Source organism: Pseudomonas sp. LB3P14, from assembly GCF_054898045.1.
In genome coordinates this window covers 2,210,707-2,236,837 of record NZ_CM142714.1, presented here as the reverse complement: position 1 = coordinate 2,236,837, position 26,131 = coordinate 2,210,707, and the positions used below count along the sequence as shown (strand labels likewise).

The following is a 26,131-nucleotide window of genomic DNA, read 5'->3' as shown; positions in this document are numbered from 1 at the left end:
TGCCTTGCCACGTCATTGACCTTGGCCACGGAGTCGCGGTCGCTGGGTCGTTCGGCTGATGTACATGTAGTCAGGCTGTATGATGCCTGACTGGATGTTTCTGGCTGGCCTCAAAAACCTCTCGTTCACGGCGAATGGGCCCCTCAAATACCCAGCATTTCAATGAGATATGTTCCATTACGCTGTGTTGAGTGGTGTTACTCACATAACGTGGCTGCTTGGATTCTTTCATCGCTTGGCGTAGTTCGCGTGTGAACTTGACCTGAATGTTGTGTTTTTTGAATAGTTGTGCAAGGTGGGGAAGCTGCAAGTAGAGAAAACCCTTCGATGGGGTGCAGTGGTTGTAGCGCACACCCTTGCTGTCCAGGAGCTCTAGCGCACTCCAAAACTCGATCAAAATGTCGGCGGGTGCCGGTGTCCAAGTCCCGATGCTGGTTAGGTCGGGGACTGACAATCCTAACTGGTGGGAAGCGAGCGCAAGTTGCTCATGGATTGCAGTGCGGATGGCGTTGTCGCAGGTACGACTCAATTCTTTGAGCAGTGCAACCCGATGGCGTGAGAGGGCTATAAGTTGAGCAACATTTGGCGATTCAGAGCGAGAAGTGCTGCCCTTGGTCCAGTAGTCCCACAACACGTCGTCGCATTCTTCTTGGTAACGAAGGATCTTGGCGCGAAATTCGGGTTTTACGTTGTTCGGTCTGATTGAGTAGAGCCAGGCCGGAAGCTTGCGAAGGGGGAGACAGGTCATTCTGTATTGCTTGCCATCACCTCCAGTTGTGGTCATTTCAACCATAACCGAGTTAAATTTCTCCCCCAATTTTCGGAACTGCGTATTCCAGTCCAGTCCCATATTTGTGACGATCGGCTTCATAGCTACAAACGGATCAGTCCCCTGACCCACCAGAACTACCGTGTCCTCGTAGAACGAGACAGGCATCAGGCGCTCCTGCATGGCGGTGCTCCTTATTTGAGGCTCCATGCCCGAATGTTCGCCGAGCCAAAGCCGGTAAGAACCCGAATTACAAATGCCACCATCATGGCTTCAAATTGTAGTCGAAGATTTGTAAAGATCCGCTACTGGCCGTGAGTTGAAGTCAGCCAACCCTGTTCATTCGCGCGTAGATTCCGGTTCCTCCAGGTGATCGATGTGCTTGAAGCGCTCGACCAGGAAATCAATCAGGCTGCGTACCCGCGCCGACAGGTGCAACTGTTGCGGATACACGGCGTAGACATCGGCGCGGGTGGGGGTCTGATCCTCCAGCACCAGACGCAAGCGGCCACTGCGCACGTAACGGGCGATGTCCCATTCGGCCCGGAGCAGAATGCCGTAACCTTCCAGCGCCCAGTTCAGGGCCACTTCACCGTCGTTGCAGCCTAACGCTCCGCGCACTTTGATGTTTTGCGTACGCCCGCCGTTGGTGAAACTCCACACGCCGTAGGGCGTTTCGTTTTGCCGCAGGAAGATGCAGTTGTGTTGCTGTAAATCAGCCAGGCGCTGGGGCACGCCATGCTTTTCCAGGTACAGCGGCGAGGCGCATAACAGACGGCGATTGGACGCGATCTTTCGCGCATGGAAGGCGGCGTCCGGTAGCGTGCCGAAACGAATACCCAAGTCAAACCCATGAGTCGCAAGATCGAGCGGGTGGTCGCTGATTTCCAGCTGTATTTCCACCTCCGGTTACTGCGCGAAGAACGCTCCCAAGGCAGGGCCGATATAGCGTCGACCGAATCCCAGCGAGGCGTTGACCCGAATCAGGCCTTTAGGCGTCGCCCGACTGCTGCTGATCAGCTGCTCGACCTCATCGATCTGCGTCAGGATGCGCGCGGCATGGGAAAAATACAGCTCGCCTTCCGAGGTCAGGCTCATCGAGCGCGTGGTGCGGTTGACCAGGCGTATGCCGAGCCGTGCTTCCAGCGCGGTCAGGCGTTTGCTCACCGCCGGCGGTGTGACACCCAGCTCTCGAGCCGTCGCCGCCAGGCTGCCTTTATTGGCCAGCAGGTAGAAAAAAGACAAATCCAGGGTTTGGCTCATTGGTAACTCAAATTCATCTATGTAGTGATTTGGAGTAACTCACGCTCATTTGTTCACTACATATACTCCGCTCACACCCTGATTGAACACCCCCGTTCGACAGGCACAACAAGAACGTGACGAGAGTGGAGTTTATTGATGAGCGCATACAAAATTGCTGCGGTTCCAGGTGATGGTATCGGTGTTGAAGTGATCACCGCGGGCGTCGAGGTGCTGCAAGCCCTGTCGAAAAAATCCGGCTTCGAACTGGATTTCAAACACTTCGACTGGAACTCGGACAACTACCTGAAAAACGGCTACTACATTCCGGAAGGTGGCCTGGAAGAGCTGAAAACCTTCGACGCCATTTTCTTCGGCGCTGTCGGTGCGCTCAACGTACCGGATCACATTTCGCTGTGGGGCCTGCGTCTGCCGATCTGCCAGGGCTTCGACCAATACGCCAACGTGCGTCCGGCTCGCGTGCTGCCAGGGGTAAAAAGCCCTCTGCTTAATGGTGATCAAATCGATTGGGTCGTGGTGCGGGAAAACTCCGAGGGCGAGTACTCCGGCAACGGCGGTCGTGTCCACCGGGGTCTGCCCGAAGAAGTCGCCACTGAAGTGTCCGTGTTCACCCGTGCCGGGGTAGAGCGCATTCACCGCTTCGCCTTCGAACTGGCGCAAAGCCGTCCACGCAAGCACCTGACCATGGTCACCAAATCCAACGCCCAGCGTCATGGCATGGTGCTGTGGGACGAGATCTTCTACGAAGTCGCCAAAGACTTTCCGGACGTCAGGATCGACAAGGAACTGGTCGACGCCGTGACCACGCGCATGGTACTCAAACCGTCGACGCTGGACGTGATCGTCGCCACCAATCTGCACGCCGACATCCTGTCTGATCTGGCTGCGGCGTTGTCCGGCAGCCTGGGCATCGCGCCGACCGCCAACCTGAACCCCTCGCGCAAATTCCCCTCGATGTTCGAACCGATCCATGGCTCGGCTTTCGACATCACCGGCAAAGGCGTCGCCAACCCGATTGCGACGTTCTGGACGGCAGCGATGATGCTCGAACACCTGGGCGATGCGGCCGCGGCGAAACACCTGATGTCGGCCATCGAGGCAGTGACCGAGAGCGGTCTGCATACCCCGGATCTGGGCGGCACGGCCACCACCCGCCAGATCACTGATGCGGTCATCGAGTTGATCAAACGCTGATTCAAGCTGCGGCACAACGCCAAGGGGCTGATCACCGATCAGACCCCTTGGCATTTCCTGACAACAACAAAAAAATCAGGGCCCTGTCATGAAAAGAATATTTGGCAAACTCTACGTACAAGTGCTCATCGCCGTGATCCTCGGCGCCATCGTCGGCGTGCTTGTTCCCGAAACCGGAACAGCGCTCAAACCCTTGGGCGACGCGTTCATCAAACTGATCAAAATGCTCCTCGCCCCGGTGATCTTCCTGACGGTGGTCTCGGGCATTGCACGCATGGAGAACATGAAAGAGCTGGGCCGTGTCGGCTTTCGTGCGCTGATCTATTTCGAAGTGGTGTCCACCCTGGCACTGGTCGTCGGTCTGGTGGTTGTCGATGTGTTCAAACCCGGCGCCGGCATGAACATCGATGTCGCCACGCTGGACACGTCCAGCCTGGCCACCTACACCAGCGCAGTGAAGCACGCGTCGTTCATGGACTTTGTGATGAACATCATCCCCGACACCATCGTGGATGCCTTCGCCAAGGGCAACGTGCTGCAAATATTGCTGTTCTCCATTCTGCTGGGCATTGCTCTGGCGCATGTCGGACCTCGCGCCAAAGTGTTCGTCGACACGCTGGACAGCCTGATGCAGGGCATGTTTCGCATCGTCAACATGGTCATGCGCCTGGCACCCATCGGCGCCTTCGGGGCGATTGCCTTCACCATCGGCAAATACGGCTTTGGCTCGCTGTTCTCGCTCGGCAAGCTGATGGCCTGTGTCTACCTGACCTGTGCTGTGTTCGTGATCTTTGTACTGGGCCCGATCTGCCGCTACAGCGGATTCAGCCTGTGGAAGTTTCTGAAATTCATCAAGGAAGAACTGTTCACCGTCCTGGGCACCAGCTCTTCGGAATCGGTACTGCCGCAGATGATTTCCAAGATGGAAAAGGCCGGTGTTTCCAAACCCGTCGCCGGCCTGATCATTCCCTCGGGCTTGACCTTCAACCCGGATGGTCAGGCGATCTACTACACCATCGCCGCCATCTTCATCGCGCAGGCCACGAACACACCGCTGACCCTGACTGATCAGTTGATCGTCCTGGCCGTGCTGATGTTTACCTCCAAGGGCTCTGCCGGTGTCACCGGCTCGGGATTCATCATTCTGGCAGCGACGTTATCGTCCCTTGGCACCATTCCGGTGGCGGGCATGGTGCTGCTGTTGGGCGTCGACCGGTTCATGTCGGAAGCGCGCGCGATCACCAACACCATCGGCAATGGCGTCGGGACAATGGCCATTGCCAAATGGGTCGGGGCGCTGGACACCGTGAAGATGCACAAGGCGCTGAATGGCGAGGCCGAAGGGGAGAAGTCCGCGACGGCTCAGACAGAGGTTATCCCTGCTCATTCAGCGTTGGGAGCAAGTTCCGTGCTGCCAGGCCGCCAAAAAGCCTCTCAGGCGTAAGGTGTGAGGCGCTGAACGGCGTGACGTTCAGCGCCTGGTTAACGGAACGTGCTCAAAGTTTGTAGCCGATCTGCCGCAACAGGTTCTTGCGCCACAGGATGTCATCCTCGCCTTCAATGCCACTGGCACAGAAGCCATCCACGACGCCCAGTATCGCTCGCCCTTGATCCGTCTCGGCGAGAATCACTTCAGTCGGATTGGCCGTTGCACAAAAAATACGGCACACCTCTGGCACCATTTTGACGGTGTTCAACACGTTCAGCGGATAGAAACCATCGTCGAGGAAAATGATGAAGCTATGGCCTGCGCCGATGGCTTGGGCGTTCTTCTGGGCCAGTTCGATCATGGCGGTGTCGGTGCCAGACCAGCGCACCAGGCATTTTCCGGAGGCTTCGCAAAAGGCCACGCCAAAGCGGATACCTGGCACGGCATTGACCAACGCTTCGTGGATGTCCTCGACGGACTTGATGAAGTGCGTCTGACCCAAAATGAAGTTCGTCGCTTCCGGTTTATCGATTTTCAACGTGATGAGTTGCATGTCAAACGCCTCCTCTAGAACTTCGCATAGTTCAATGCATCGACAATGGCCGAGCCTCCGATACCGGTCAGCGACATCAGCAGCGCCCTGATCAGCGGGTCTTCGGCGTAGCGTGAGAACGACCCGGTATTAAACGTCGCGACCCGCTCGCGGATCATCTTGAACTTGGCGTAGCAAGGCGTCGTTTCGGGTGTTTGCAGCAGGTAGGCGTCGATTCGTTGCAAGGCAACCGTGCGGGCCTTTTCTGCGGCACGCCGCAGCGACAGCGCGGAGACGAGCAGCACCAGCGCCGTCAGCAGGTATGAAATCATCAGGCCGGGTGGTGTCGGCCAGTTATCGAACAGACTGCTGCGCGATGCCAACAGGATCAACATGACCGCCGTCGGTGCATAGATCAGACGGTTGACGGCCGAGGTGCGCTTGGCGATCAACTGCAAATCCACCCAGTCGTCGATACACGGATGCTTGAGCATGCCAAAGGTTTTCTTGTGCTCTATCTGCAAGGAGCCGGGCCAGATCGCATGATGTTCGCTGAGATGGTGGATGAATCGCGTCAGCAGCAGATTGGCATCCACCACCCAGAACACCAGCACCTGGAAAATCAGGGTGGGGATCAGCCAACTCATCATCCACCACATTGATGTGCCGCGAACGGGCATGCCCTCCATTGGCCAGATGACAAACAGCACGCTGGTGACGACGACAAAAACCCACGTGGCGAGAATGGCACGCAGCATTCGGGCGCCGAAGGAACCGCATACGCAGTGCTCACCCCAGAAGCGTGCAATGACGATCATCTTGCGCCCGTCCGTGCAAGCGGCCTGCGCGGGTGCGCAGGACTTTGACCATTCTTCGCTGGCGGTCAGCAACGGGAAGAAAATCTTCAGCAGGCAGTGCCCCAGTTCGTTGCACCACCGACGCAATTTCCAGCCTTTGCCCCGGCGAATCAAGCGTCGAACCTGTCCCCACAAGGTCATCTCATATTTGCGCATGTGCAGGCGCAAATGGAACGTGGCTTCGATCTCGGTCCGGTTGATGCGCAGGTTGCGCCAGCCCCATGCCAACGCCGAGAGGGAGATCAGCACGGCCAGCAACCGCAGTGCCACGGTTGGCCAGGCACTGATGCCTTCAAACAGGAACATCGGCTCACCCAGTCCATTGTCCGTCAATGTGCTGCGCATCTGGTATGCCAACATCAGCGCGAGGATGAACATGACGAGAGGGACCACGATGTACCACGTCCGGGAGTCGTATAAGCCGGTGCCCAGGCTGGCAGTCGAGTCTTTGGCAAACGCCAGTTGCCTCGCGGAGCGCCGGATCAGATTTGAAGAGACGATCCCCAGCAATATCAGCACGAACGTGAACCAGAGAAATTCCGCATGCCAGAACCGCGTGGCGATGAATGCGCAGGCCGCCGCCACCATAAACAGTGTCATCGGGACGCCGCGAACCCAGGCCAGCCGTGCGTCATGGTCATCTTTGGGGCCCTCGATCCGCCACCAGACGATGAACCCGGCGAGTATCAGCAGCGTGACCGTCAGTGGCCCGGCCCAGAAGAATGATTGGGCTTGCTTGAACCGCTCGCGAATTGACTTGGAGGGTTCAGGGTAGGGCGGAGGTGAGGGGTCTTGAAGGCAGCGCAGCGCCATGAGGTCGTGCGGACGTACGCCTCGATCAGACTGCGATTGGGTCGGTGCTTCGCAGTTTGCCGGGCGTGACGCGGTCAGCCGGCTCGCCAGAGGAATGAAGCCGCTGATCCCCACTTCATAGATGCCCGGCGAGAGCAGTTCCGATTTGGAATAGTCGAATTTCGCGCGCTTGGCGTCGAAGGATTGCGGCGCCAGCGCGGCCAGCACCGAGATGAACACTGCACTTTGCAGGCTGTCGCGAAACGGCGGCACATCTTGTTGCAGGGCCCGCGTCAGCGTGAGTCCGTAGGGTGCGGCGAGTATCAGGTTGCGCGTGGTTTGCGCCTGACCCCGTTGCAACATGCGGGCATCGAGGTCGGTGGAAAAGTACAGTTTGTACGGCATCCGACTCTTGAGCGCCTGCAGCACCAACAGCTTGTCGTAGGCATCGACGCCCAGCACGCCAATAGCACCGATGCCGCTTTCGCCGTTGCGTCGATAGGCCGCGTCCTCGCGGGCGATATGGTCGGCGAGGCGCCGCAGATAGTCGAGCTGGGAGTTGCCGTCGGATTTCTCCAGTGGGCTGAGATCAATGGGGCTGGCGTCTTTATTTTTCCCGGGATCGGCGCTGGCGCTTTTATCGTTGCTCGCGGATTCTTCCGGCAGGCGTCCGTCCAGACCGCGTAGATAGCTGAAGCGCAATATCCACTGATCGACCACATCCCTGTGGCTTTTTTCGTCGCTGCCCAGGCGGGCGTCCCTGGCCACCTGTGACTTAAAGCTTTCGATCAGTGCGCGGCTGTAGAAACTGTCCCACTCGGAAATCAAGGCGATGCGATTGCCGCTGCGGCGCAGATCGCGGGTGCACGGTGAGCCGATCCGTCGCAGCTTGCCTTCGCTGCAACGCACGCCAGCGGCCGGGTCCACGCGGCGCAACTTCAGCTCTTCCAGCATCAGTTGCGTCATGGTGCCGTCGTCGCTGACGGTGCGCAGCAACTTCATGGGTTGTCTGCTCGCAAGCGGTGGCGAAAGCTTCGGGTACCCGCGATCCAGCGTCTCGTTATCGGCAGTGGCCAGCGGTGAGTAGATTTCCACATTCGGTGTGGCCTTGCCGATGTCCTGGTCCTGGAACATGTCGAGCAGAACGGTTGAGGTAGAGGGACCGATGACCTTCAGGACGGCAGTATCGGGTCGCTCGGAACACGGTGCTGGCAAACACGCCGAAGCGACTTTTTGTTTCAGGCTCTCACGTAACGTTTCGAGCTGCTGCAGCGGCGTTGAGCCGAGCGCGTCCTGTTTGAACCAGAACACGATCGTTCGGTCAGGAGGCGGCGGCGCGCCTTCAAGTGTCGTCGGCGGATCGAAGGGGTTGGAGATGAATATTTCGTAGGGGGCGTCGACGAAAGCGGTTTTCTGCGGGGTATCAAGCGAGAGGTTGGCCGCGAGTCTCAAGCAATGGATGTACTGCTCCTGATCCGGCACCCGATGGGAATTCTTGAACCCTGCCAGCAGCGCATAACGAATGCGTCGCCGCCGTTCGACTTCGTCGGCGTAAGGACCGCCCTCGACCAACGCCACCATGATGTCGGGGGCCGCTTTTTCTCCGGACAGTGGAGAAATATCCGGGCTGCAAACATGCTCGGCATCCGGGTTCTTGCTGTCAGTGAGCTTCTTGCGATAACGCTCGACCGCATCGAAAGGGTCCTGCCATAGCCGTGCTTCGATGGGCAGTTGCGCCTGGAACTGTGCACCGATCGGCCGCGGTTCAAGGAACGGTTCGCGGTTGAGGGCGAACATCGATACCACCAGACTCAGGATGACCGCACTGCCTGGCAGCCAGAAGGCCAGATTAGTGCCTGAACCGTTGTTGTCCATGGCCTGTGCCTCTTGTTTTCGGCCAATTGATTACAGTTATGTATAGACCCAATAAAGGCATACAGTGCAAAGTCGGCGGCCGTAAAATCAGTCATGCCACCTTTAAGGTCAAAAGAGTTACCGCCATGCACAAAATCGGACTCATTGTTTACCCCGGGTTTCAGGTGTTGGGCCTGGCCATGTGCGCCACGTTCGAGTTGGCCAACACGACCACCGAGGAACCGGTGTACAGCATTGCCTTGCTGTCCGAGCGCGGCGGTACGGTGCAGACCTCCGCCGGGTTTGGCGTGGAAACCTCGGCGTTCGACCAGCGCTCGTTCGACACGCTGCTGGTGATGGGCGATAACCTGATCCGTGCGGTATCACCGGGCATGGTGGAGTTTTTGCGCAGCGCCAGTCGGACCACTCGGCGTCTGGGGTCGATCTGCACCGGCGCCATCGCACTGGCCGAGGCCGGTGTGCTCGATGGCCGGCGCGCGACCACGCACTGGTGCCATGCACCGGCACTGCAGCGGGCGTACCCGAAGGTGAAGGTCGAAGAAGACCGGATCTTCATCAACGATGGCAACATCTGGACTGCCGCGGGCATGAGCGCCTGCGTCGATCTGGCGCTGGCGCTGGTTGAAAGCGACCTGGGTGCGGAAGTGGCGCGACGGGTGGCCCGGCAATTGGTGGTGTACCACCGGCGCGCAGGAGGGCAGTCGCAGTTTTCGGTGATGCTCGAACTGGAGCCCAAGACCGATCGCATCCAGGCCGCACTGACCTACGCCAAGCACAACCTGAAGTCCGCGCTGTCGGTCGAGGAACTGGCCAGCGCCGCCAACCTCAGCCCTCGGCAGTTCAGCCGAGTGTTCCATGCCGAAACCGGGCAATCACCGGCTAAGGCCATCGAAAACCTGCGGGTGGAAGCGGCGCGTCTGATGATGGAAACCGGTCGGCACCCCATCGACGTGGTGGCGACCGATACCGGTTTTGGCGATCGGGAGCGGATGCGCCGGGCGTTTATCCGTGCTTTTGGGCAACCGCCGCAAGTGATTCAGCGCGCCAATCGAGGCTGACGCCACGCCCTGCTTTGTAGGAGCCAGGCTTGCCGGCGAAGGCGATTTCGAGGACGCCTTCGCCGGCAAGCCTGGCTCCCACAGGTCTGCGGTGTCCTAAAAGGTGGTGTATTCGACATTTCGGTCTAAATATTATTGGCGTAATTTTTATCTCGTTGAAGCCCACTTTCTCACTGAGATCACCGCCATGACCCTCGTAAAAGCTGCCGCCGTACAAATCAGCCCCGTTCTTTACAGCCGTGAAGGCACCGTCGACAAAGTGGTACAGAAGATTCTAGAACTGAGAGACCAGGGCGTGCAGTTCGCTGTGTTCCCGGAAACCATCGTGCCTTACTACCCGTATTTCTCGTACGTCCAGTCGCCTTTCGAAATGGGCGCCGAGCACCTCAAACTGCTGGATCAGGCCGTCACTGTCCCTTCGGATGCCATCGAGGCCATCGGCGCCGCTGCCAAACAGGCCGGCATGGTGGTCTCGATCGGCGTCAACGAACGTGACGGCGGTACGCTGTATAACGCGCAGTTGTTGTTCGATGCCGACGGCACCCTGATTCAGCATCGGCGCAAGATTTCTCCGACGTATCACGAACGCATGATCTGGGGCATGGGCGACGGCTCGGGCCTGCGCGCCACCGACAGCGCGGTAGGGCGCATCGGCCAACTGGCATGCTGGGAACATAACAACCCGCTGGCCCGTTACGCCTTGATGGCCGATGGCGAACAGATCCATGCGGCGATGTACCCAGGGTCGTTTGCCGGCCCGCTGTTCACCTCGCAAATGGAAGTCAACATTCGCCAGCACGCGCTGGAATCGGCGTGCTTCGTGGTTAACTCCACGGCTTGGCTGAACCCTGAACAACAGGCACAGATCATGGCCGACACCGGTTGCCCCATTGGCCCGATTTCGGGTGGTTGCTTCACCGCGATCATCAGCCCGGATGGCGTGGTGCTGGGCTCGCTGACCGAAGGTGAAGGCGAGGTGATCGTCGACCTCGACATGGGCCTGATCGACAAACGCAAACGCATGATGGATTCGCGTGGTCACTACAGCCGTCCGGAACTGCTGAGCCTGCTGATCGACCGCACACCGACAGCCCATGTGCATGAGCGCAGTGCTCATCCGAAGTTGATGGTGAACGAGGTGGTGGAAGAAACCAGTCGTTAAAGGCCATTACAGGCACTAAAAAAGGGGACTTCCATCGCAGCGATGGAAGTCCCCTTTTGCTCGCCAGGCCTTACAGTTCCTGACCCAAAAAGATCAATGTATTGCCATGGGCCTCAGCCGCCGCTCGCTGGTTGTAGCTGTCGCGGTGCGAGCAGTTGAAGCCATGTTCGGCTTCCGGATACACGACAATTTCCACGTTATCGTTGTTCTCGAAACGCTCGGCGATTTTCTCCACGGCGTCCAGCGGGATGTGGCTGTCCTGTTCACCGAAGTGCATCAGCAGCGGTACTTCGATGTCATCGGCGCGGTCCAGTTGGTTCTGAATCCCGCCGCCGTAATAGGCGATCGCCACGTCCACCAGCCCATTGGCGGCGGTGTGGTAGGACAGCAGGCCGCCAAAGCAGTAGCCGATGGAGGCGACCCCGCCGTCCAGACCCGGCTGCGCTTTCAATGCGTCGATGGCCAGTTCGATGTCAACCTGTGCCTTGCCGACATCGGTGGCGTTCATCAACTCGACGGCGCGTTTCCAGCCGGCCTCGTCGTAGGTCAGTTCTATGCGGTGGCCGCTGCGCCAGAACAGGTCCGGCGCAATCACCAGGTAGCCGTCGGCGGCGTATTGTTCGGCGACCGAGCGGATGTGTTCATTCACGCCGAAAATTTCCTGAATCAACACGATCCCCGGACCTTTAAGGGTATGCGGAATGGCCAGGTAAGCGCCGAATTTGCCTTCGTCGCTGTCGATCTCGATCCATTGGGTGGTCACGCTCATGGTGGCTCCTGTCTACGCAAGTGAGGTGGGGTGAAGCTTATTGCGGTGGAGTGGCCTGGAAGCTTGGCAGCGCCTGAACCCGTTTCCACCAGTCATCGAAACCGTTGACCGCAAACACCTGCGGCGCATCCGGGGTCATCGCCATGTAAGCACAGGCCGGTGCCAGGTGAAAGTCGCCGAAGCTCGGATCTTGCCCGGCGACAAACGGATCGTCGCCTTTGAGTGTTTAGCGATTATTACGACGCCAGAAAAATCGAGCCAGCAGCGCATCGAGGCTGAGCTTGCCGGCACCCGAGAGCAACAATGGCATAAAGGCCGCGAGGTAGATCAGCGGCAGTTTGAAGTTGCCGTGACCCTTGTTGCTGATGGCGTAACCCTGGGCAAGCTCACTCAATGTAGACCAATCGGCGGGCCAGTGAACGGCAGCGGTCGCGACGACCGTGACCACGATCAAAATGATTGCCGAGATCCGCGTTCCCAGGCCGACCAGTATGGCCAGGGCGCAGATCAGTTCGGCCCACATCGACAGTTCCCAGTTCAGCGTGGCCGGAACGTGGTTGAAGGGAAACGGGAAGCTGTCCTGGATATCGGCGAACCAGTTTTCGCCATTGAATTTTTCCAGGCCTGACTCGAAGAACTCCCAGGCGAGGAACACCCGCAGGGTCAGCGGCGCGATCCAGCTACCGGCACGGTCAAGGTTCAGGTGCAGGCCTTTCACGGCCGATGAGGGTGAGGTGGTCATGGGCTTGATCTCCGATCAGTCAGGGGAGTGGGGCAGCGGCGTGCACCACGCAGGGGGTTACTCGCCGGCGCCGCACTTGCCTTCGCCACATTTACCTTCCGCCGGTTTTTCTGCTGTGTCGGCCTGGACCTGGCTGTAGCCGTGGGCCAGTTGTTTCATGCTGAACGCTTCGGACTCGGAGGCCGAAGCCACGTTGGACAAGGCCAGGCCGCCAGCGATGATCAGGCCGAGGGTCAAGGAAGAAGTCGAGAGTTTGAACATGGTGATACTCCGTAGCATTGAGTGAGTTGAGCGCTTTGATCGGCGTGGCCAATCGACACGCACAGTTCATCAAGCAGGTGTATCTGCGATGTGTCTTTGGCGTGGGGTTTTATGGGCGGGGTGTGTCGGGGGCGGGGCTGTACACACTCTGATACGTAACCCAAACCGCAATCCTGTAGCTGCTACAGAGCCGAGCTGCTACGGGGTTTGGCCGATGGCACGGTACAAAACTGTGATCCGGCCCCGACCAGTGGCGTCTAGCGTCAGTGTCCCCGCAATCCCATGGGGCGAGACTTCGGAACCCGGCATGCAAGCGCTGTTGAACGAGATCCTTGACGCAGTTCGTCCCCTGATCGGCCAGGGTAAGGTGGCTGACTACATTCCCGCCCTCGGCACGGTGCCGGCCGATCAGCTGGGCATTGCGGTGTATGGCAATGACGGCGAACTGTATTGCGCCGGCGATGCCCACACACCGTTCTCGGTGCAGAGTATTTCCAAGGTGTTCAGCCTGGTGCAGGCCATCGAACACTCCGGCGAGGCCATTTGGAAACGCCTGGGTCACGAGCCTTCCGGCCAACCGTTCAATTCGCTGGTGCAACTGGAGTTTGAGCGCGGGCGTCCGCGCAACCCCTTCATCAATGCCGGTGCGCTGGTGATCTGCGACATCAACCAGTCGCGCTTTGCCGCGCCGGCGTTGTCCATGCGCGATTTTGTCCGGCGACTGTCCGGCAACCCGCAAGTCATGGTGGACGGCAAGGTCGCCGAGTCCGAATACCAGCATCGCGCGCGCAACGCCGCCATGGCTTATCTGATGCAATCGTTCGGCAATTTCCATAACGACGTCGAAGCGGTGCTGCGCAGTTACTTCAGCCATTGCGCGCTACGCATGACCTGCGTGGATCTGGCCCGGGCGTTCTGTTTCCTGGCCAACGACGGTTTCTGCAAACACAGCGGCGAACAGATCCTCAGCGCCCGCCAGACCCAGCAGGTCAACTCGATCATGGCCACCAGCGGCCTCTACGATGAAGCCGGCAACTTTGCGTATCGCGTCGGTTTGCCCGGCAAGAGCGGCGTGGGCGGGGGGATTGTCGCGGTGGTGCCGGGGCAATTCACGGTGTGCGTCTGGTCTCCGGAGTTGAACACCGCCGGCAACTCCCTCGCGGGCATGGCCGCGCTGGAATTGCTGAGTCAGCGGATTGGCTGGTCGGTGTTCTAGACGCAATGGATCGGATCACAGCGGCAAGGCGTCGATCCGGCTACGCAAGTGCTCCAGGGTTTCATCGTCAAGCACTGTGGTGATGGCCAGACCCTCTTTGGCCTGGAACAGATTCATCGCGTCCCGGGTCTGCTTGCCGACGATGCCGTCGATGGTGCCGGGATGCCAGCCCAGGTACGTCAGGTAGGTTTGCGCCATGCGAATCCTCAGGTCTGGCGTGCCTCCGAAGTTAAACTTCTGATACGCGGCGCTGAGCCGTGAGTCGTAATTGTTGATGGCGTAATTGGGGCCGTTGTAGCGGCGGGCGAAGTTGGCCCAGTCCTTGGCCCGTAATGCTGCGACGGACCCGCCTTCGATCAACGTGCCAACGGTGCACAGCAGTTGTTCGTTTTCGGACACGACCATCCGTTTGATCATCGTCTCGACATCCGCCGAGTGGGTCTGCGCAAAATTGAAACCCATGATCTGCCCCAGCCCCCAGGAGGTACTTTGCAAGGCTGCGTTCCTGTTCAGGCCGACGGCCAGGTTCAGACGGTCATATTGATGCTGCCCCGATGCGCCATAGTTGCCGGGGTTTTTGCTGCTGATATCAGGGTGTTGCGGGTCAAACTTCTGGTGGGTCAGCCGACTGAATACGTGGCGCTCGTAAAGGATTTTCGGACGGCGATCGGGAAAGAACCCGTTGCCGGAAGTTTCTACTGCCAAAACCGCCCAGAGTTGCGCGGCACTGACTTTGGCAAGATCCAGCGCATCCGCCAGACCTTCCTCGTCAAGGGCCGCTCCATGGCTGGTGAATTCATCGCTCATGACGGCCTCCTTGGAAAACAGGAAACGCTGATGTAACTCTTTTAGCGTAGGAGGGCCGGGTGACGGGCCTCCGGGTTTTCGATCACCGGTCAGGCGTGCGGTTGATGACGCTCCAGGGATTTTCCTATACATTTTCCGGCCGCCCATTGCATGGTGAAACCGCTTCATGTCTCTTGCGCTCGAACGTCTAGTCGCTGGCACGCCTATCCCTTTCGCCGGGAATCGTGTCTCTGTGGTCAGCCCCGAATTGGCCGCGCGCTTTCAGCCCGGGGACCATTTGCTGGTGGAGCAGGTCAGCGGCGAGTTGTTGCTGATCCCGGTGGCTGACCAGCAAGCGGCGGCCATTGCAATCGAGCGTGCCGAAGTGGCTTTCAGCGCAATGTCTGCGGTCTCGGACCAAGCCATCAGCGAGTTCTTTGATCGCTTTGCCCAACGCCTGGAAAACCCTGACTGCTGGGCCTTGATTGAAGCCGCAAACCTCGCCGACATCGAACGGGCCAAGGCCCGCGGACGTTCCACCACGCGGCTTGTGGCGGATGAACGTATGCGCCGCGACATGATCGCCGGCCTCAGGGCCTGGCGTGATGCGTCGGCCACGCGGGGCAAAGTGGTCAGTTGCGTCGAGCATGACGGCTGGAAAGTCGAACAAGTGGTCTCGCCCCTGGGCATCGTCGCTTTCGTCTTCGAAGGCCGACCGAACGTCTTCGCCGACGCCGCCGGTGTGTTGCGCACAGGTAACACGGCGGTGCTGCGCATCGGCAGCGATGCGTTGGGCACGGCGCAAGCCATCGTCACCCATGCGCTGAATCCGGCACTGAGCGACGCCGGGTTGCCGACCGGCGCGGTGTCGCTGGTGGAAAGCGTCAATCACGCGGCCGGCTGGGCGATGTTCGCCGACCGGCGCCTGTCGCTGGCGGTGGCCCGTGGTTCGGGTCGTGCCGTCAGTCAACTGGGTAGCATCGCCCAACAGGCCGGCACCGCCGTTAGCCTGCACGGCACCGGTGGCGCCTGGCTGATTGCCGACAAGGACGCTGAGGCCAAGCGCTTTGCCGCGGTGGTGCGCAACTCGCTGGATCGCAAAGTCTGCAACACCCTGAACGTCTGCCTGATCCACCGTGACCGTGTCACCGAATTGCTGCCGCTGTTCCTGGACGCGCTGCAACAGGCCGGCACCGCACGGGGACAGGGCTGCAAATTGCACATCGTCGAAGGCAGCGAACGGTACTTGCCGAGCGATTGGCAGACCGCAAGCGTTGAGGTGTACCGCGCCGAAGGCTATCAAACCGAAGCCTTGGCCGAACCGCTGCCCGAGGATCAGTTAGGCCGCGAGTGGGAATGGGAAGAAACCCCGGAAGTCAGCCTGAAGATCGTCGATGACCTGGACAGCGCCATCGCGTTGTTCAATCGCTACAGCCCGCAGTTCACCGTGTCATTGATCAGTGAAGATGCCGAGGTTCAGGAACGCTTCTACAACGCGGTCAACGCACCTTTTGTCGGCAACGGGATTACCCGCTGGGTCGACGGACAGTACGCGCTGAACAAGCCGGAACTGGGTCTTTCGAACTGGGAAAGCGGTCGACTGTTCGCTCGCAGCGCGATTCTCTCGGGCGATGGGGTGTTCACGATCCGTAGTCGCATGACCCAGACGGATCTGTCGGTCAAACGCTGAGCCGGCATCCCGCCCCCACGCGACGGGCGCACTATACTTAATGTGCGCCTGTGTGGGCGTGGCGAGCACTCCAAAACGAATCAGATGTCCCATAACGCTCGCCTGAGAGGCAGAGGGCTGCAAAGCCAATGGGACGGACAGCGCATCTGATTACGTGAAGAGGGTTGCACCATGAAACTTCATTCGTTTCAACATTACTCTCAGGATCTGGAAAGGGGCGTTCACGACACGTGGATTACCGCCAGGGTGAAGTCGGCCCTGGCAATGGCCGAACCAAGCCTTGGCCTGCAAATCCATGTCAAAACCCATGGGGGCACTGTGGCGTTGAGCGGTCGCGTCAACACCCATAAACAGTGTGAGCAGGCGGTTGCTCTGGCCCGTTCGGTTCAGGGAGTCGTCGAAGTCGATGCCAGAGACTTGCTGACTCACGTGTTCACGCCAGGCACTTTTCCAGAACCACCCAACGCCGAAGAGAGCAGTGAGATTCGGCCTCAATCGTCAACCAAGATGGACGATAAATAACCCCTGTCGATCGAGTCAGCGCAGCGCTCCCGTGAGCCGGGAGCGCTGCATCGATCGTCTCGCTGCCAGTGGATACAAACTTCAGGCTGCTGCATCTACGGATCGAGCTTGAAGGGCGCAGGTGTCCGGATACTCGGCGAGCGCGACGAAACTGCGGCTGTTGGCATCCAGGGCGTCGACCGAACCGGTCTCGATGTCATAGACCCAACCATGCAAACTCAACAGGCCTTTCTCCTGAGCCAGGCGCACGCTCGGGTGCGTCTGGATATTGGCCAGTTGCGCGATGACATTCTCCCGAACCATTGAACTCACCTTCGCCGCGTCACTGGCGTGAGGACGGGATTCGTTGATGACTTTCGCCGACTCGGCATGTTGCAACCAGCCGCTGACGGCGGGCAGGTGGTCCATGCAGGTGCACTTCGCGACGGCGGTCATGGCGCCGCAGTCCGAATGCCCGCAGATCACAATGTCAGTAACGCCCAGCACGGCGACCGCGTATTCGACCGTGGCCGACACACCGCCGGGGTGCGGGCTGTAAGAGGGCACGATGTTGCCGGCGTTGCGGATCACAAACAGTTCACCGGGTTCTTGTTGGGTCAGCAGTTCTGGCACGACACGGCTGTCGGAACAGGTGATGAACAACGTGCCCGGATGCTGGGTGGTGGCCAGGTGTTTGAACAGGTCGGTCCGTTGCGGAAAGGCTTCCTTCTGAAACTTTAAAAAACCTTCGATGAGCGCTTTCATGGCGATGTCCTCATGCGTGAGTCGGGTTTGGCCCGCACATCTGTGCGGGCCGGCATCCACTTAGAACGGACGCAGTGGCAGGAACTTGCCGTCGAGGGTAATCACTGCGCGGGAGCCGCCTTCCGGGTCTTCGACTTTCTTCATGTCGAGCTTGAAGTTGATCGCGCTGATGATGCCGTCGCCGAATTGTTCGTGAACCAGGGCTTTCAAGGTGGTGCCGTAAATCTGGATCATTTCGTAGAAGCGGTAGATGGTCGGGTCGGTCGGGACACCCGAGAGGCTGCCGCGCAACGGGATGATCTGCAGGCGGGCCACGGTGTCGGCGTCCAGGTCCAGTTTTTCGCCAATCACTTTGGCGGCGCTTCCCGGCAGTGGGTGCTGACCGAGCAGGGCGGCGGTGACGTAGGCCAAACCCAGGCCGGTGCCGTCGGTCAGGTCCTGCCAGGACAGGTTTTTGCGCGCTTTTGCATCGAGGATAGACGTGGTCAGGGCCAGACTTGGGTCGTTGTAAGCGTGGGACTGTTGCATGGGGTTTCTCCTGTCGGGGTGGTATTGCTTAGGTGTGGAGCAATCTTCTGCCGATCGATCCATAGCGTCCAAGACCGATATACAATGCAGCGCATAAGCACAGCCTATAGAGGGTAATCCCCCCATGCTGCTACGACATTTGCGCTATTTGCTGGCGGTTGCCGACCACGGCGGTTTCACCCGCGCTGCCGAGGCGCTCCACGTCTCACAACCGACCCTGTCCCAACAGATCCGGCAACTGGAAGAAACCCTGGGCGTGAGCCTGTTCGACCGGACCTCGCGCACGGTGAAACCCACTGATGCGGGACAGGCCTACATCGAATGCGCTCGTCGGGTGCTGGTAGAACTGGAGGCGGGCAAACGTGCGCTGCATGACGTGAAGGACTTGTCCCGCGGCACCTTGCGGCTGGCCATGACGCCAACGTTCATGGCGTACCTGGTGGGGCCGTTGGTGCGCGATTACGTGGCGCGCTTTCCGAACATCCATCTGCAGATTTTCGAGCTGTCGATGGATGATATCGAGGCCGGTCTGGTGGATGACTCACTGGACATCGCCATCGCGTTTACCCAGGTCAGAAATCTCGACATCGAGTCGATCCCGGCGTTTACCGAGACGTTGGGCGTCATGGTGGGGCGCGATCACCCGTTATACGAAAGCCAGGTCGCGTTGTCCGCTGAAGAGGTGGCGCAACTGCAATTTGCGCTGCTGGCTCCGGACTTCGTTACCCGCACCCGCATTGATGAGTACTTTGCCCAGGAGCAGATCACGCCGAAGGTGGTGATCGAGGTCAACTCGGTGAGCACCTTGCTGGAAGTCATTCGGCACACGGCCATCGCCACGATCCTTCCAGAGCCCATTGCCACCCAGGACCGTGCGTTGCGCAAAATCCCGTTGCTGGGGGAAGCACCGAAAAGAGGGGCCGCACTGCTTCGACGCAAAAACAACTATCACAGTGCGGCGTCGGTGGCGTTTATGGAGCTGGTGTTGGGTGCGGCTGCAGGTGAGTCGACGACGTCAGTCATCCATTGATTGACACACACCATTGGGCGCCTTGCCAGTGGAGGACACCGTTACCGAGTCGTCATTTTCGAGGATGATCGCGATGATGACACCCGAACCCTTGGCTTCGAAGCCGCCCTTGATGGCTCTGGTCTCGGCTTCCTTGTTGTTGATCAATACCGGTCCATCCTGATCCGCGTGGACGACGATGTTGCCGGGGCAGTCCACATCGAATGACGGAACGCCGGAGATGCTGTTTGCATGGGCAGCACAGGCCATAACCAGCAACAGCACGCCTGTCAGATGTTTTTTCATCACAAACCTCCAATGATCCAGTGCACACGGTTAACGATAGCGTTGTTTGGTGCGCACGAGACAAACAAAAAGGCCCCGCTCGGTGTGACGAGCGGGGCCTTTTTATGGAGGGGGTGTGGAATAAAACCCCTGGGAGGTATCAGGAGAACCGATCAATCACCCGAACTTCGTTCTGGTTCTGCATCGATGCCCAAGCCTGTTTCAGCGTTTGCAGAACATGACCGATGAAGTCCTTGTCGGCGGCGGCTTTCTTGCCGACATAGCCTTGGCCGCGACGGTACATTTTCAGTCGGGCAAGCAGGTTCTGGTTGTTCTTGTCGAACTCCGCTTCATGGGCGTGAGGCGACAGGCAGTCCATATGCACCTGGCCCGACTTGCTGATCCACAGAATATGGCTGTCATGGCTGTCTTTTTGCGCAGCGAACAGATGAGCCAGTTCATCGAGAGTGGGTTGATTGTTCAGATTCATAGTAAGCCCCTTGACCATTTGGTGATCTTTCAAAGTTGATTCGCTAATACAAGTAGCCCATCGGTTAGTTGATCCCTGGCACCGAAACCAGGACGTCAGCGGTCGGCCGCCAAATTGACGGGGTCACGCGTCTGTTGCATGTAGTCGTGTTGAATAACTGCTACGCAATAGCGTCACAACGAGGAGAAGCGGCGAAAACCTTCAGGCCACTGCCGACATTTTCAGGGTCGGCCACAAGCTTCATGAGGATTGATCGCCAGCGCTTCTCGTCCTTGTACTGGACGTTCAGGCCAGGTCAGCGTCTTCAATCTGCCTTGTGGGCAGCGTGTATCCGGGAAAAACAGCTCGGCGGTCAGACGAGCTTGCTCAAACGTGTTGCCTGTACTCCCGATCGGGGAGACGTCTGCATCATGCAAGGGCAAATCGGACGCGTCAACGATTTTGTAGTGATTATTTTTGGTCACTACATATTGTCGGACAAAGTCGTTTGGAATTAAAAAGCGCGACCGGAAGGCGCCCGTCAGGACGATGGCGGCGATGTCTGGAATCGGTAAAAGGTGCAGGGATAACCGTCTACCGATAGCTGGTGCAGGGTGAACTCGCCATGGGTGAGATCGGCGATGACCCTGGCCCAGAACAGCCGCGCAGGCTGGTTCGCGTCGAGATGGAAAATTTGCCATTGACCGGGGAACCGGTTCAAGAGGGTGGAAACGACAAACTTCGCGACGCCTTGGCCACGAAAGCGCCGACTGACAAAGAAGTAGCCAATGTTGTGCTCGGCGCCGAGAGTATGGGTTTCGTCATCCAAGGTCACGAAACCGGCCAATTCTCCATCGACCTTGATCAGAAACGGCCTGGTTGCGGGGTTGCGCCAGTAACCCGGTTTGGGTTGGGCGTTGAAGAAGCCATGCTCCCCGAGCTTCAGCGGCAGCCACTCGCTGAAGTCATACAGATAGAACTGCATCAGGTTTTCAATCGTTTCCAGTTCGTCGCGCTGGGCGGCGTGCAGTTCTATCAAGGGCATGTGGGCTGGCTCCTGATGCGCAGGTCCGTCGTGGCTCTGGTGCGCTGCACGATAATTATGGTCGATGTTTTTCCAGAAAGTGGCCCGCTCGAAGTGCCCTCATGCCTTGCTCGCCGGTTTTGCCGCGCGTTTGGTGCCCGTCGAGGGCTTGCGTTTGGCGGGCTTGCGTTTGTTTTTCCACGGCGTGGCACCGCGCCCGGCAGGGCTTGCCGGTCCGCTGATGGTCAAGCTCAGGCCGGCGCAACGGGCGACCTGTTTGCTCATCCACGCGGCCTGCTTGGTGACGAATTCTTCCAGGCTCATCTCGCCGCTCTGCACCATGTCCAGCGCCTGCTCCCAAATCGCCGTGGTCCCCGGGTCGGCGATGGCACGCGGCACGGCATCGATCAGGCTGAAAGCGGCCGGGGTGGCGGCCAGGGCCTTGCCGTTCTTGATCAGGTAACCACGGTCGAGCAGGCCCTGGATGATCGAGGCGCGGGTCGCTTCAGTGCCGATGCCGGTGGTGTCCTTGAGTTTCTGCTTGAGTAGCGGGTCTTCCACCAGTTTGGCGACGTTCTTCATCGCCTTGATCAGATCGCCTTCGGTGAACGGTTTGGGCGGTTGCGTCCAGAGGTCCTTGAGCTTCACGTCGGCCACCGCGCAGTCACGCCCTTCGGCCAATGCCGGCAGTGTTTGCGGCGCCGGTGCTTCGCGGCCCTTGGCCGGGGCGAGGGCCTCGGGCAGGGCGCGCTTCCAGCCGGGCTCGACGATCTGCTTGCCGACGGCACGCAAGGCTTCACCGGCGCAGTCGAAGTCGGCCTGGGTCCGGTCGTATTCATGGTTGGACAGAAACTGCGCCAGATAACGCGCGCGAATCAGGGTGTAGACCGCCCGCTGCTTGCCCGCCAGCCGCTCGAGGTTTTTCGCTGCAGCGGTGGGGATGATGCCGTGGTGAGCGCTGACCTTGGCATCGTTCCAGGCCCGAGAGCGTCGTTGAGGCTCCAGGAAATCGTTCAAGGCGTTCAGTGCCGGATCAGCCTGCCTCAGCGCGGCAAGAATGCCCGGTGCTTCGCTGTGCTGACTCACGGGCAGATAACCGCAGTCGCTGCGCGGATAGGTGATGACCTTGTGGGTTTCGTACAGGGCCTGGGCGATATCGAGGGTCTCCTGGGCGCCGAGCCCGAGTTTCTTCGAGCAGACTTCCTGCAAGGTGCCCAGATCGAAGGGCAGGGGGGCCACTTCGCGCATCCGCTCGGTGCGCAGTTTGATGACCCGGGCACTCGCCGCGCTGCCGATCGCCGCCGCTGCTTGCTGCGCCAACGCCTGATTCAGGCAGCGATCCTGATCGTCGCAAACCTCGGAGGCCGCGCGCCACTGGGCGGTGAACGCGGTACCGTCGTGCAGCAGTTGCACATCGATGGCCCAATAGGCGACCGGCACGAAATCGGCGATGCTGCGGTCGCGATCCACCACCAGGCGCAGGGTTGGCGTTTGCACCCGACCGACCGGCAATACGCCCTGATAACCGGACTGACGCCCCAACAGCGTGAACAGCCGACTCATGTTCATCCCGATCAGCCAGTCGGCCCGCGAGCGCCCGAGTGCCGAATGATAAAGACTAAAGGTCTCGGCCCCCGGCTTCAGGGCTGCCAACGCCTTGCGGATCGACGCATCGTCCAGCGCCGACAGCCATAACCGTTGGATCGGCCCACGATAACGGCAATGCTCTACCAGTTCCCGGGCGATCATCTCGCCTTCACGGTCGGCGTCGGTGGCGATCACCAGTTCGGTGGCCTCGCCGAGCAGCCGCTTGACCGCTTTGTACTGGCTGGCCGTGCGCGGTTTGACGGTCATCTTCCACTTCTCTGGAATGATCGGCAGATCCGCCAGCACCCAGCGCTTGTAACGCGCGTCATAGGCGTCCGGCGGCGCGGTTTCCAGCAGGTGGCCAATGCACCAGGTCACCGTGACGTCCGTTCCCAGCCAGCAGCCGTCGCCCCGACGCCTGGCGCCGAGGACGGCCGCAATGTCTTTGGCCTGGGAAGGTTTTTCACAGAGGTACAGCCGCATAACCACCATCGCTCATCAACTGTCGAGAGGCGGACAGAATGGCGGCTGATGAGCGATGGAGCAATCTTTATCTGTATGGATGTACAGTCTGTGCGTTGCGATTCATTGCGCAGGCTCCTCAGTAGTTCAGGTTAACCACCGGTTGGTCCAGCTTCGCGTCGGGCTCTCGTCTGAGAATGGTCAGCAAGGCTGCGGTAATGACGTTCACATCATTGTCGAACCCACCGTGGGAGGTGTCCGCTTTGATGCCCGCGCCGTAGTTCATTTTCGGATCGTTGAAGATATGCAGGGTTTTCGCGAACGCTTCGGGAAGGCCACGGCCTGTGACGGCAAAACCGGTCGGAATGGTTTTACCCCAGTAAAACTGGTTCCACTGCTCGGTCATGTTTTTGGCGGCAATGTTCCACTCCGCCAGATCGGGATCGCTGAAGTCCTGGAAGTTCTTGTCCAGGCTCTTGGCCATGCCCAGCAGCGGCATGCGTTGCAGTTCTTCATAGGCACGGGAGACAAGGTACAGCAGCGACTTGTGGTACACGTCGATGACGTTGTCATCTTGTTCGCGGTTGTCGGACATCATGTAGAGGTGGAAGTCCTTGCGCTTGAGTCCTCCACCTTCGATGACTCTGCGGTAGGTCTGGTTGGCGAAGTCGAGGGTGCAGGCCGGAGCCATCAGCGTCGATGTTTCGATGGCCAGGCCTCTGGCCCACAGCAGTTGAATCAAGTGGCCATTGATCAAGGACCCGGCGGAATGACCGATCAGATGAAGCTCGACGTTCTTCTTGCCCATGTCGGCGACCAGTTTTTTCAGGTTCTCCGCCATTTCCACCAGCCCGCGCGGGGTAAAGCCTGCCACTGAGGCGGCATCGGCGTTCTGCTTCATCTGGCTCCACTGATCGCCGCCGAGTTTTTTGGTCGCCAGTTCCACCGTGCGATCAAAGCCTTCCAGGGCCTTGTCCTTGATGGCCTTCAACACATCGCTGATGCCACCCGCCTCGGGAAACAGACCCGGGAGGGCGTCCTGGACGATGTCGGCAAACGTCTCCAACGCCCCGGTGCGCCAGGTGACAAACAGTGGATAGACGCCGTTTTCAAGAAAGTAGGGCGCCATCGCACAAATTCGATTGATGGAGTCCTGCTCGGAATTGAGCCCGCCGTGGGCAATGATGGCGATGCGCAGCACGGCGGGTTTGTTTGCCGCCGGCAGCTTGTCGTACCAGGCGCGAGGCGCCTCGTAGACGATTCGCTTGACGCCCGCGCGGACGTTTTCGACGTCGGTGAGTCGGGGGCCGATGCTGCCGTTGTTTTCCATCACGATGGTCAGGCCGTACGCCTGATCCATGGTCAACAGCGGAAGCCCTTTGCGATCGGTATCGCGGGCTCCGGCGGTGAACAGCGAGAAGCCTTCGCGCTTGGCGCTGGAGCTCGACAGCGCGCTACGAAACGCTGATTGAACATCGGCCCGGGAGCGTGAAGGGCGCGCGTTGTGCGATAACGCGCCGTGTTCGATCGGCACACCGAGGGCGACGGTCCAGGCGTCAGTGCCGTTGGCCAGCCAGTCCTCGAACGTCAGGATGGCGAAGCCCGAGTATCCCCAGTCGGTCGACCAGGAATTCTGCACGATGAACCCCTGACTGGTGTACCCAATCAAGGCAAAGGCGTGACCGCCCTGACTGGTTGCTGGCCATTTGATGACGGGCAGCTGAGACATGCTCTGAAACACCGCCGGCGGACGTTTTTTGACTTTGGGCTGCATCAGTGCCCAACCCTGATGCACATTGGCGGAAACGTACAGCGCACCCGCTTCGTACAGGGCCGCCATCATGGCGGTGATGTCGTCTTTCTCGACGCGGTAGTAAACCCCCAGCGGCCGGGTCACGGCGTCCATGGCCCAATCCTCGGCTGGCGCTTCAAACGCCGGAACCGATCCGTCGGACTTGACGGTGTAGGGCCACAGTTCCTCCGAGCAGACACCGTGCTTATGCCATCCCTTCAATGCGCCGCGACAACTGGAGCCGGTGTAGTCCTCTCCTGGCCATTCGTCATAGAGTTTGGCCAGGTGATAAAGCTGACGCGGGCTCGTCTTGATGGAGGCCCGGTCCCGCAGCCACAACAGGTAGTTGACCACCGCCGCCAGCCCGAACCCTGTGCAGGCGCCTTCGTTGCCCTGGTAGAGAATCATGCCTTTACCCAGGTACGCCGAGAGCTCGGTGGCAATGTCTTTGTCTGCGGGCCAGGAGGGCGGAAGTGACTTGACCCGTGGGGTGAAGATCCGATCACGCAGATCCAGGCGATCGGGACGGGCATCCAGGGTGATGATCTTTTGATCGAGCGTAAACTGTGTAGCGGGCATGGTGAGACCCTCAGGTTTCTGAGACTCAAATCCCCACGCCATGCCACGACTGCCTGTCTGGGCAGCAGGGATGTCAACGGTCCTATTGATCGTAGACGATGTTTCACCGACTTCGAATATTCAATTCGGTGGAAGGACGCATGGGCCCCGCCGTGCAGGGACTTGGCATTACTTATTCCTGCGAGGGGTTCGTCGGAACGCCGCATCGTCCCGTTCGGCTGCGAAGCCGTCGTGAGTGCAAAATCTGGGTTATACCTGAAAGTCGTGGTCTCAGGTTTTGGGGCTGCTGCACCGCCCACCGCGGACAAGCCTCGCTCTCACAGGTCCATCAGCGTCAGGAGAAACGTATTCCATGAAAACCTCCGGTCCTAGTCCTGTCATCACCATCGCAGAGCAGCCGGGCTGCCTGCTTGTGAAGTTTCACGGTATTCAGGTGGCCGCGTCCGCACGGGCGCTGGTGTTGCTCGAGGCCAACTATCCTCCGGTGTATTACGTACCGCGCGAGGATATCGATGAAAAGTACTTTGCCCGCACCGATCACACGAGTTATTGCCCCTACAAGGGCGATGCCAGCTATTTCAGCCTGCAAATCCCGGGACATGAAGGCGCTAACGCGGTGTGGAGCTATGAGGACCCCAAAGTGTCGGTAGAACAGATTCGCGGCTACATGGCGTTTTATCCCGATCAAGTGATCTTTGAAACTCTCAAAGACGTCGAGTGATGGCCGCTTTTCAG

General features: G+C 59.3%; 24 protein-coding genes and 1 pseudogene. 9 read left to right on the top strand and 16 right to left on the bottom strand.

Going from position 1 to position 26,131, the window contains the following annotated elements; all coding sequences use genetic code 11:
• Positions 1-70 precede the first annotated feature (70 nt).
• A complete protein-coding gene (locus tag ACYZT5_RS10230; RefSeq protein WP_462050989.1) occupies positions 71-952 on the bottom strand; it encodes a phage antirepressor N-terminal domain-containing protein in 882 nt (293 codons plus the stop codon).
• A 156-nt stretch (positions 953-1,108) separates the two neighbouring features.
• Positions 1,109-2,032 (bottom strand): annotated as a pseudogene (locus ACYZT5_RS10225) (LysR family transcriptional regulator).
• Between the two features lie 138 nt (positions 2,033-2,170).
• Between ACYZT5_RS10225 and ACYZT5_RS10220 the strand changes: the two are divergent.
• Both ACYZT5_RS10220 and ACYZT5_RS10215 read left to right on the top strand, forming a co-directional pair.
• Complete coding sequence (locus ACYZT5_RS10220) at positions 2,171-3,226, top strand: tartrate dehydrogenase (protein ID WP_462050988.1); 1,056 nt, start codon at positions 2,171-2,173, stop codon at positions 3,224-3,226.
• 88 nt (positions 3,227-3,314) lie between these two features.
• Positions 3,315-4,670: a dicarboxylate/amino acid:cation symporter gene (locus ACYZT5_RS10215; RefSeq protein WP_462050987.1), complete on the top strand. Its 1,356-nt coding sequence runs from the start codon at positions 3,315-3,317 to the stop codon at positions 4,668-4,670.
• A 52-nt stretch (positions 4,671-4,722) separates the two neighbouring features.
• Here the strand turns inward: ACYZT5_RS10215 and ACYZT5_RS10210 are convergent, their stop codons facing one another.
• Both ACYZT5_RS10210 and ACYZT5_RS10205 read right to left on the bottom strand, forming a co-directional pair.
• Entirely contained in the window at positions 4,723-5,208 is a 486-nt protein-coding gene (locus ACYZT5_RS10210; protein ID WP_462050986.1) for an adenosine-specific kinase, read from the bottom strand.
• A 14-nt stretch (positions 5,209-5,222) separates the two neighbouring features.
• Complete coding sequence (locus ACYZT5_RS10205; protein WP_462050985.1) at positions 5,223-8,711, bottom strand: hypothetical protein; 3,489 nt, start codon at positions 8,709-8,711, stop codon at positions 5,223-5,225.
• A 125-nt stretch (positions 8,712-8,836) separates the two neighbouring features.
• On the opposite strand from ACYZT5_RS10205, the gene ACYZT5_RS10200 reads away from it, so the two are divergent.
• On the top strand, positions 8,837-9,769 hold the full coding sequence (locus ACYZT5_RS10200; protein ID WP_462050984.1) for a GlxA family transcriptional regulator: 933 nt from the start codon (positions 8,837-8,839) through the stop codon (positions 9,767-9,769).
• 187 nt (positions 9,770-9,956) lie between these two features.
• Positions 9,957-10,931, top strand: a complete 975-nt coding sequence (locus ACYZT5_RS10195) for a nitrilase-related carbon-nitrogen hydrolase (RefSeq protein WP_462050983.1) — start codon at positions 9,957-9,959, stop codon at positions 10,929-10,931.
• 70 nt (positions 10,932-11,001) lie between these two features.
• Here the strand turns inward: ACYZT5_RS10195 and ACYZT5_RS10190 are convergent, their stop codons facing one another.
• From ACYZT5_RS10190 to ACYZT5_RS10175, 4 genes are read right to left on the bottom strand one after another with little or no spacing between them, the layout of a single operon-like run.
• Complete coding sequence (locus tag ACYZT5_RS10190) at positions 11,002-11,700, bottom strand: dienelactone hydrolase family protein (protein ID WP_462050982.1); 699 nt, start codon at positions 11,698-11,700, stop codon at positions 11,002-11,004.
• Between the two features lie 37 nt (positions 11,701-11,737).
• Positions 11,738-11,866 carry a hypothetical protein gene (locus ACYZT5_RS10185; RefSeq protein ID WP_462052225.1) on the bottom strand — a complete coding sequence of 43 codons (129 nt, stop codon included), beginning with the start codon at positions 11,864-11,866 and terminating at the stop codon, positions 11,738-11,740.
• Between the two features lie 60 nt (positions 11,867-11,926).
• Positions 11,927-12,442: an HvfX family Cu-binding RiPP maturation protein gene (locus ACYZT5_RS10180; protein WP_462050981.1), complete on the bottom strand. Its 516-nt coding sequence runs from the start codon at positions 12,440-12,442 to the stop codon at positions 11,927-11,929.
• 57 nt (positions 12,443-12,499) lie between these two features.
• Positions 12,500-12,703: an HvfA family oxazolone/thioamide-modified RiPP metallophore gene (locus ACYZT5_RS10175; protein WP_059405530.1), complete on the bottom strand. Its 204-nt coding sequence runs from the start codon at positions 12,701-12,703 to the stop codon at positions 12,500-12,502.
• A 307-nt stretch (positions 12,704-13,010) separates the two neighbouring features.
• Here ACYZT5_RS10175 and glsB point away from each other — a divergent pair, with 307 nt between their 5' ends.
• A complete protein-coding gene (glsB, locus tag ACYZT5_RS10170) occupies positions 13,011-13,919 on the top strand; it encodes a glutaminase B (RefSeq protein ID WP_462050980.1) in 909 nt (302 codons plus the stop codon).
• 15 nt (positions 13,920-13,934) lie between these two features.
• On the opposite strand, the gene ACYZT5_RS10165 is transcribed toward glsB, so the two are convergent.
• Positions 13,935-14,726: an N-acetylmuramidase domain-containing protein gene (locus tag ACYZT5_RS10165; protein WP_462050979.1), complete on the bottom strand. Its 792-nt coding sequence runs from the start codon at positions 14,724-14,726 to the stop codon at positions 13,935-13,937.
• Positions 14,727-14,892: 166 nt separating this feature from the next.
• Here ACYZT5_RS10165 and ACYZT5_RS10160 point away from each other — a divergent pair, with 166 nt between their 5' ends.
• Both ACYZT5_RS10160 and ACYZT5_RS10155 read left to right on the top strand, forming a co-directional pair.
• Complete coding sequence (locus ACYZT5_RS10160; protein WP_462050978.1) at positions 14,893-16,395, top strand: aldehyde dehydrogenase family protein; 1,503 nt, start codon at positions 14,893-14,895, stop codon at positions 16,393-16,395.
• Positions 16,396-16,566: 171 nt separating this feature from the next.
• Positions 16,567-16,917 (top strand): BON domain-containing protein, encoded by a 351-nt coding sequence (locus tag ACYZT5_RS10155; protein WP_462050977.1) that lies wholly within the window; start codon positions 16,567-16,569, stop codon positions 16,915-16,917.
• An 81-nt stretch (positions 16,918-16,998) separates the two neighbouring features.
• Here ACYZT5_RS10155 and ACYZT5_RS10150 read toward each other — a convergent pair whose 3' ends face one another.
• Both ACYZT5_RS10150 and cynS read right to left on the bottom strand, forming a co-directional pair.
• Complete coding sequence (locus tag ACYZT5_RS10150; protein ID WP_462050976.1) at positions 16,999-17,661, bottom strand: carbonic anhydrase; 663 nt, start codon at positions 17,659-17,661, stop codon at positions 16,999-17,001.
• Between the two features lie 60 nt (positions 17,662-17,721).
• Positions 17,722-18,189: a cyanase gene (cynS, locus tag ACYZT5_RS10145; protein ID WP_462050975.1), complete on the bottom strand. Its 468-nt coding sequence runs from the start codon at positions 18,187-18,189 to the stop codon at positions 17,722-17,724.
• 124 nt (positions 18,190-18,313) lie between these two features.
• Here cynS and cynR point away from each other — a divergent pair, with 124 nt between their 5' ends.
• Positions 18,314-19,219, top strand: a complete 906-nt coding sequence (gene cynR / locus ACYZT5_RS10140) for a transcriptional regulator CynR (RefSeq protein WP_462050974.1) — start codon at positions 18,314-18,316, stop codon at positions 19,217-19,219.
• On the opposite strand, the gene ACYZT5_RS10135 is transcribed toward cynR, so the two are convergent.
• From ACYZT5_RS10135 to ACYZT5_RS10115, 5 genes are all read right to left on the bottom strand, one after another.
• A complete protein-coding gene (locus tag ACYZT5_RS10135; protein ID WP_462050973.1) occupies positions 19,205-19,504 on the bottom strand; it encodes a hypothetical protein in 300 nt (99 codons plus the stop codon). The two genes, cynR and ACYZT5_RS10135, sit on opposite strands and share 15 nt — an antisense overlap.
• 139 nt (positions 19,505-19,643) lie before the next feature.
• The gene (locus tag ACYZT5_RS10130) at positions 19,644-19,973 is read right to left on the bottom strand and encodes a hypothetical protein (RefSeq protein WP_462050972.1); all 330 of its coding nucleotides are present in this window, start codon (positions 19,971-19,973) and stop codon (positions 19,644-19,646) included.
• A 520-nt stretch (positions 19,974-20,493) separates the two neighbouring features.
• Positions 20,494-20,997, bottom strand: coding sequence for a GNAT family N-acetyltransferase (locus ACYZT5_RS10125; protein WP_462050971.1), 504 nt, complete (start codon positions 20,995-20,997; stop codon positions 20,494-20,496).
• Positions 20,998-21,096: 99 nt separating this feature from the next.
• Positions 21,097-23,046 carry a DNA topoisomerase III gene (locus tag ACYZT5_RS10120; RefSeq protein WP_462050970.1) on the bottom strand — a complete coding sequence of 650 codons (1,950 nt, stop codon included), beginning with the start codon at positions 23,044-23,046 and terminating at the stop codon, positions 21,097-21,099.
• Between the two features lie 118 nt (positions 23,047-23,164).
• On the bottom strand, positions 23,165-25,396 hold the full coding sequence (locus ACYZT5_RS10115) for a C1 family peptidase (RefSeq protein WP_462050969.1): 2,232 nt from the start codon (positions 25,394-25,396) through the stop codon (positions 23,165-23,167).
• A gap of 352 nt (positions 25,397-25,748) precedes the next feature.
• On the opposite strand from ACYZT5_RS10115, the gene ACYZT5_RS10110 reads away from it, so the two are divergent.
• Complete coding sequence (locus ACYZT5_RS10110) at positions 25,749-26,117, top strand: DUF427 domain-containing protein (protein WP_462050968.1); 369 nt, start codon at positions 25,749-25,751, stop codon at positions 26,115-26,117.
• Positions 26,118-26,131 lie beyond the last annotated feature (14 nt).

Coding starts and splice junctions, on each gene's coding strand:
- ACYZT5_RS10230 (WP_462050989.1), bottom strand. CDS start 952: ATGCAGGAGCGCCTGATGCCTGTCTCGTTCTACGAGGACACGGTAGTT.
- ACYZT5_RS10220 (WP_462050988.1), top strand. CDS start 2,171: ATGAGCGCATACAAAATTGCTGCGGTTCCAGGTGATGGTATCGGTGTT.
- ACYZT5_RS10215 (WP_462050987.1), top strand. CDS start 3,315: ATGAAAAGAATATTTGGCAAACTCTACGTACAAGTGCTCATCGCCGTG.
- ACYZT5_RS10210 (WP_462050986.1), bottom strand. CDS start 5,208: ATGCAACTCATCACGTTGAAAATCGATAAACCGGAAGCGACGAACTTC.
- ACYZT5_RS10205 (WP_462050985.1), bottom strand. CDS start 8,711: ATGGACAACAACGGTTCAGGCACTAATCTGGCCTTCTGGCTGCCAGGC.
- ACYZT5_RS10200 (WP_462050984.1), top strand. CDS start 8,837: ATGCACAAAATCGGACTCATTGTTTACCCCGGGTTTCAGGTGTTGGGC.
- ACYZT5_RS10195 (WP_462050983.1), top strand. CDS start 9,957: ATGACCCTCGTAAAAGCTGCCGCCGTACAAATCAGCCCCGTTCTTTAC.
- ACYZT5_RS10190 (WP_462050982.1), bottom strand. CDS start 11,700: ATGAGCGTGACCACCCAATGGATCGAGATCGACAGCGACGAAGGCAAA.
- ACYZT5_RS10180 (WP_462050981.1), bottom strand. CDS start 12,442: ATGACCACCTCACCCTCATCGGCCGTGAAAGGCCTGCACCTGAACCTT.
- ACYZT5_RS10175 (WP_059405530.1), bottom strand. CDS start 12,703: ATGTTCAAACTCTCGACTTCTTCCTTGACCCTCGGCCTGATCATCGCT.
- glsB (WP_462050980.1), top strand. CDS start 13,011: ATGCAAGCGCTGTTGAACGAGATCCTTGACGCAGTTCGTCCCCTGATC.
- ACYZT5_RS10165 (WP_462050979.1), bottom strand. CDS start 14,726: ATGAGCGATGAATTCACCAGCCATGGAGCGGCCCTTGACGAGGAAGGT.
- ACYZT5_RS10160 (WP_462050978.1), top strand. CDS start 14,893: ATGTCTCTTGCGCTCGAACGTCTAGTCGCTGGCACGCCTATCCCTTTC.
- ACYZT5_RS10155 (WP_462050977.1), top strand. CDS start 16,567: ATGAAACTTCATTCGTTTCAACATTACTCTCAGGATCTGGAAAGGGGC.
- ACYZT5_RS10150 (WP_462050976.1), bottom strand. CDS start 17,661: ATGAAAGCGCTCATCGAAGGTTTTTTAAAGTTTCAGAAGGAAGCCTTT.
- cynS (WP_462050975.1), bottom strand. CDS start 18,189: ATGCAACAGTCCCACGCTTACAACGACCCAAGTCTGGCCCTGACCACG.
- cynR (WP_462050974.1), top strand. CDS start 18,314: ATGCTGCTACGACATTTGCGCTATTTGCTGGCGGTTGCCGACCACGGC.
- ACYZT5_RS10135 (WP_462050973.1), bottom strand. CDS start 19,504: ATGAAAAAACATCTGACAGGCGTGCTGTTGCTGGTTATGGCCTGTGCT.
- ACYZT5_RS10130 (WP_462050972.1), bottom strand. CDS start 19,973: ATGAATCTGAACAATCAACCCACTCTCGATGAACTGGCTCATCTGTTC.
- ACYZT5_RS10125 (WP_462050971.1), bottom strand. CDS start 20,997: ATGCCCTTGATAGAACTGCACGCCGCCCAGCGCGACGAACTGGAAACG.
- ACYZT5_RS10120 (WP_462050970.1), bottom strand. CDS start 23,046: ATGCGGCTGTACCTCTGTGAAAAACCTTCCCAGGCCAAAGACATTGCG.
- ACYZT5_RS10115 (WP_462050969.1), bottom strand. CDS start 25,396: ATGCCCGCTACACAGTTTACGCTCGATCAAAAGATCATCACCCTGGAT.
- ACYZT5_RS10110 (WP_462050968.1), top strand. CDS start 25,749: ATGAAAACCTCCGGTCCTAGTCCTGTCATCACCATCGCAGAGCAGCCG.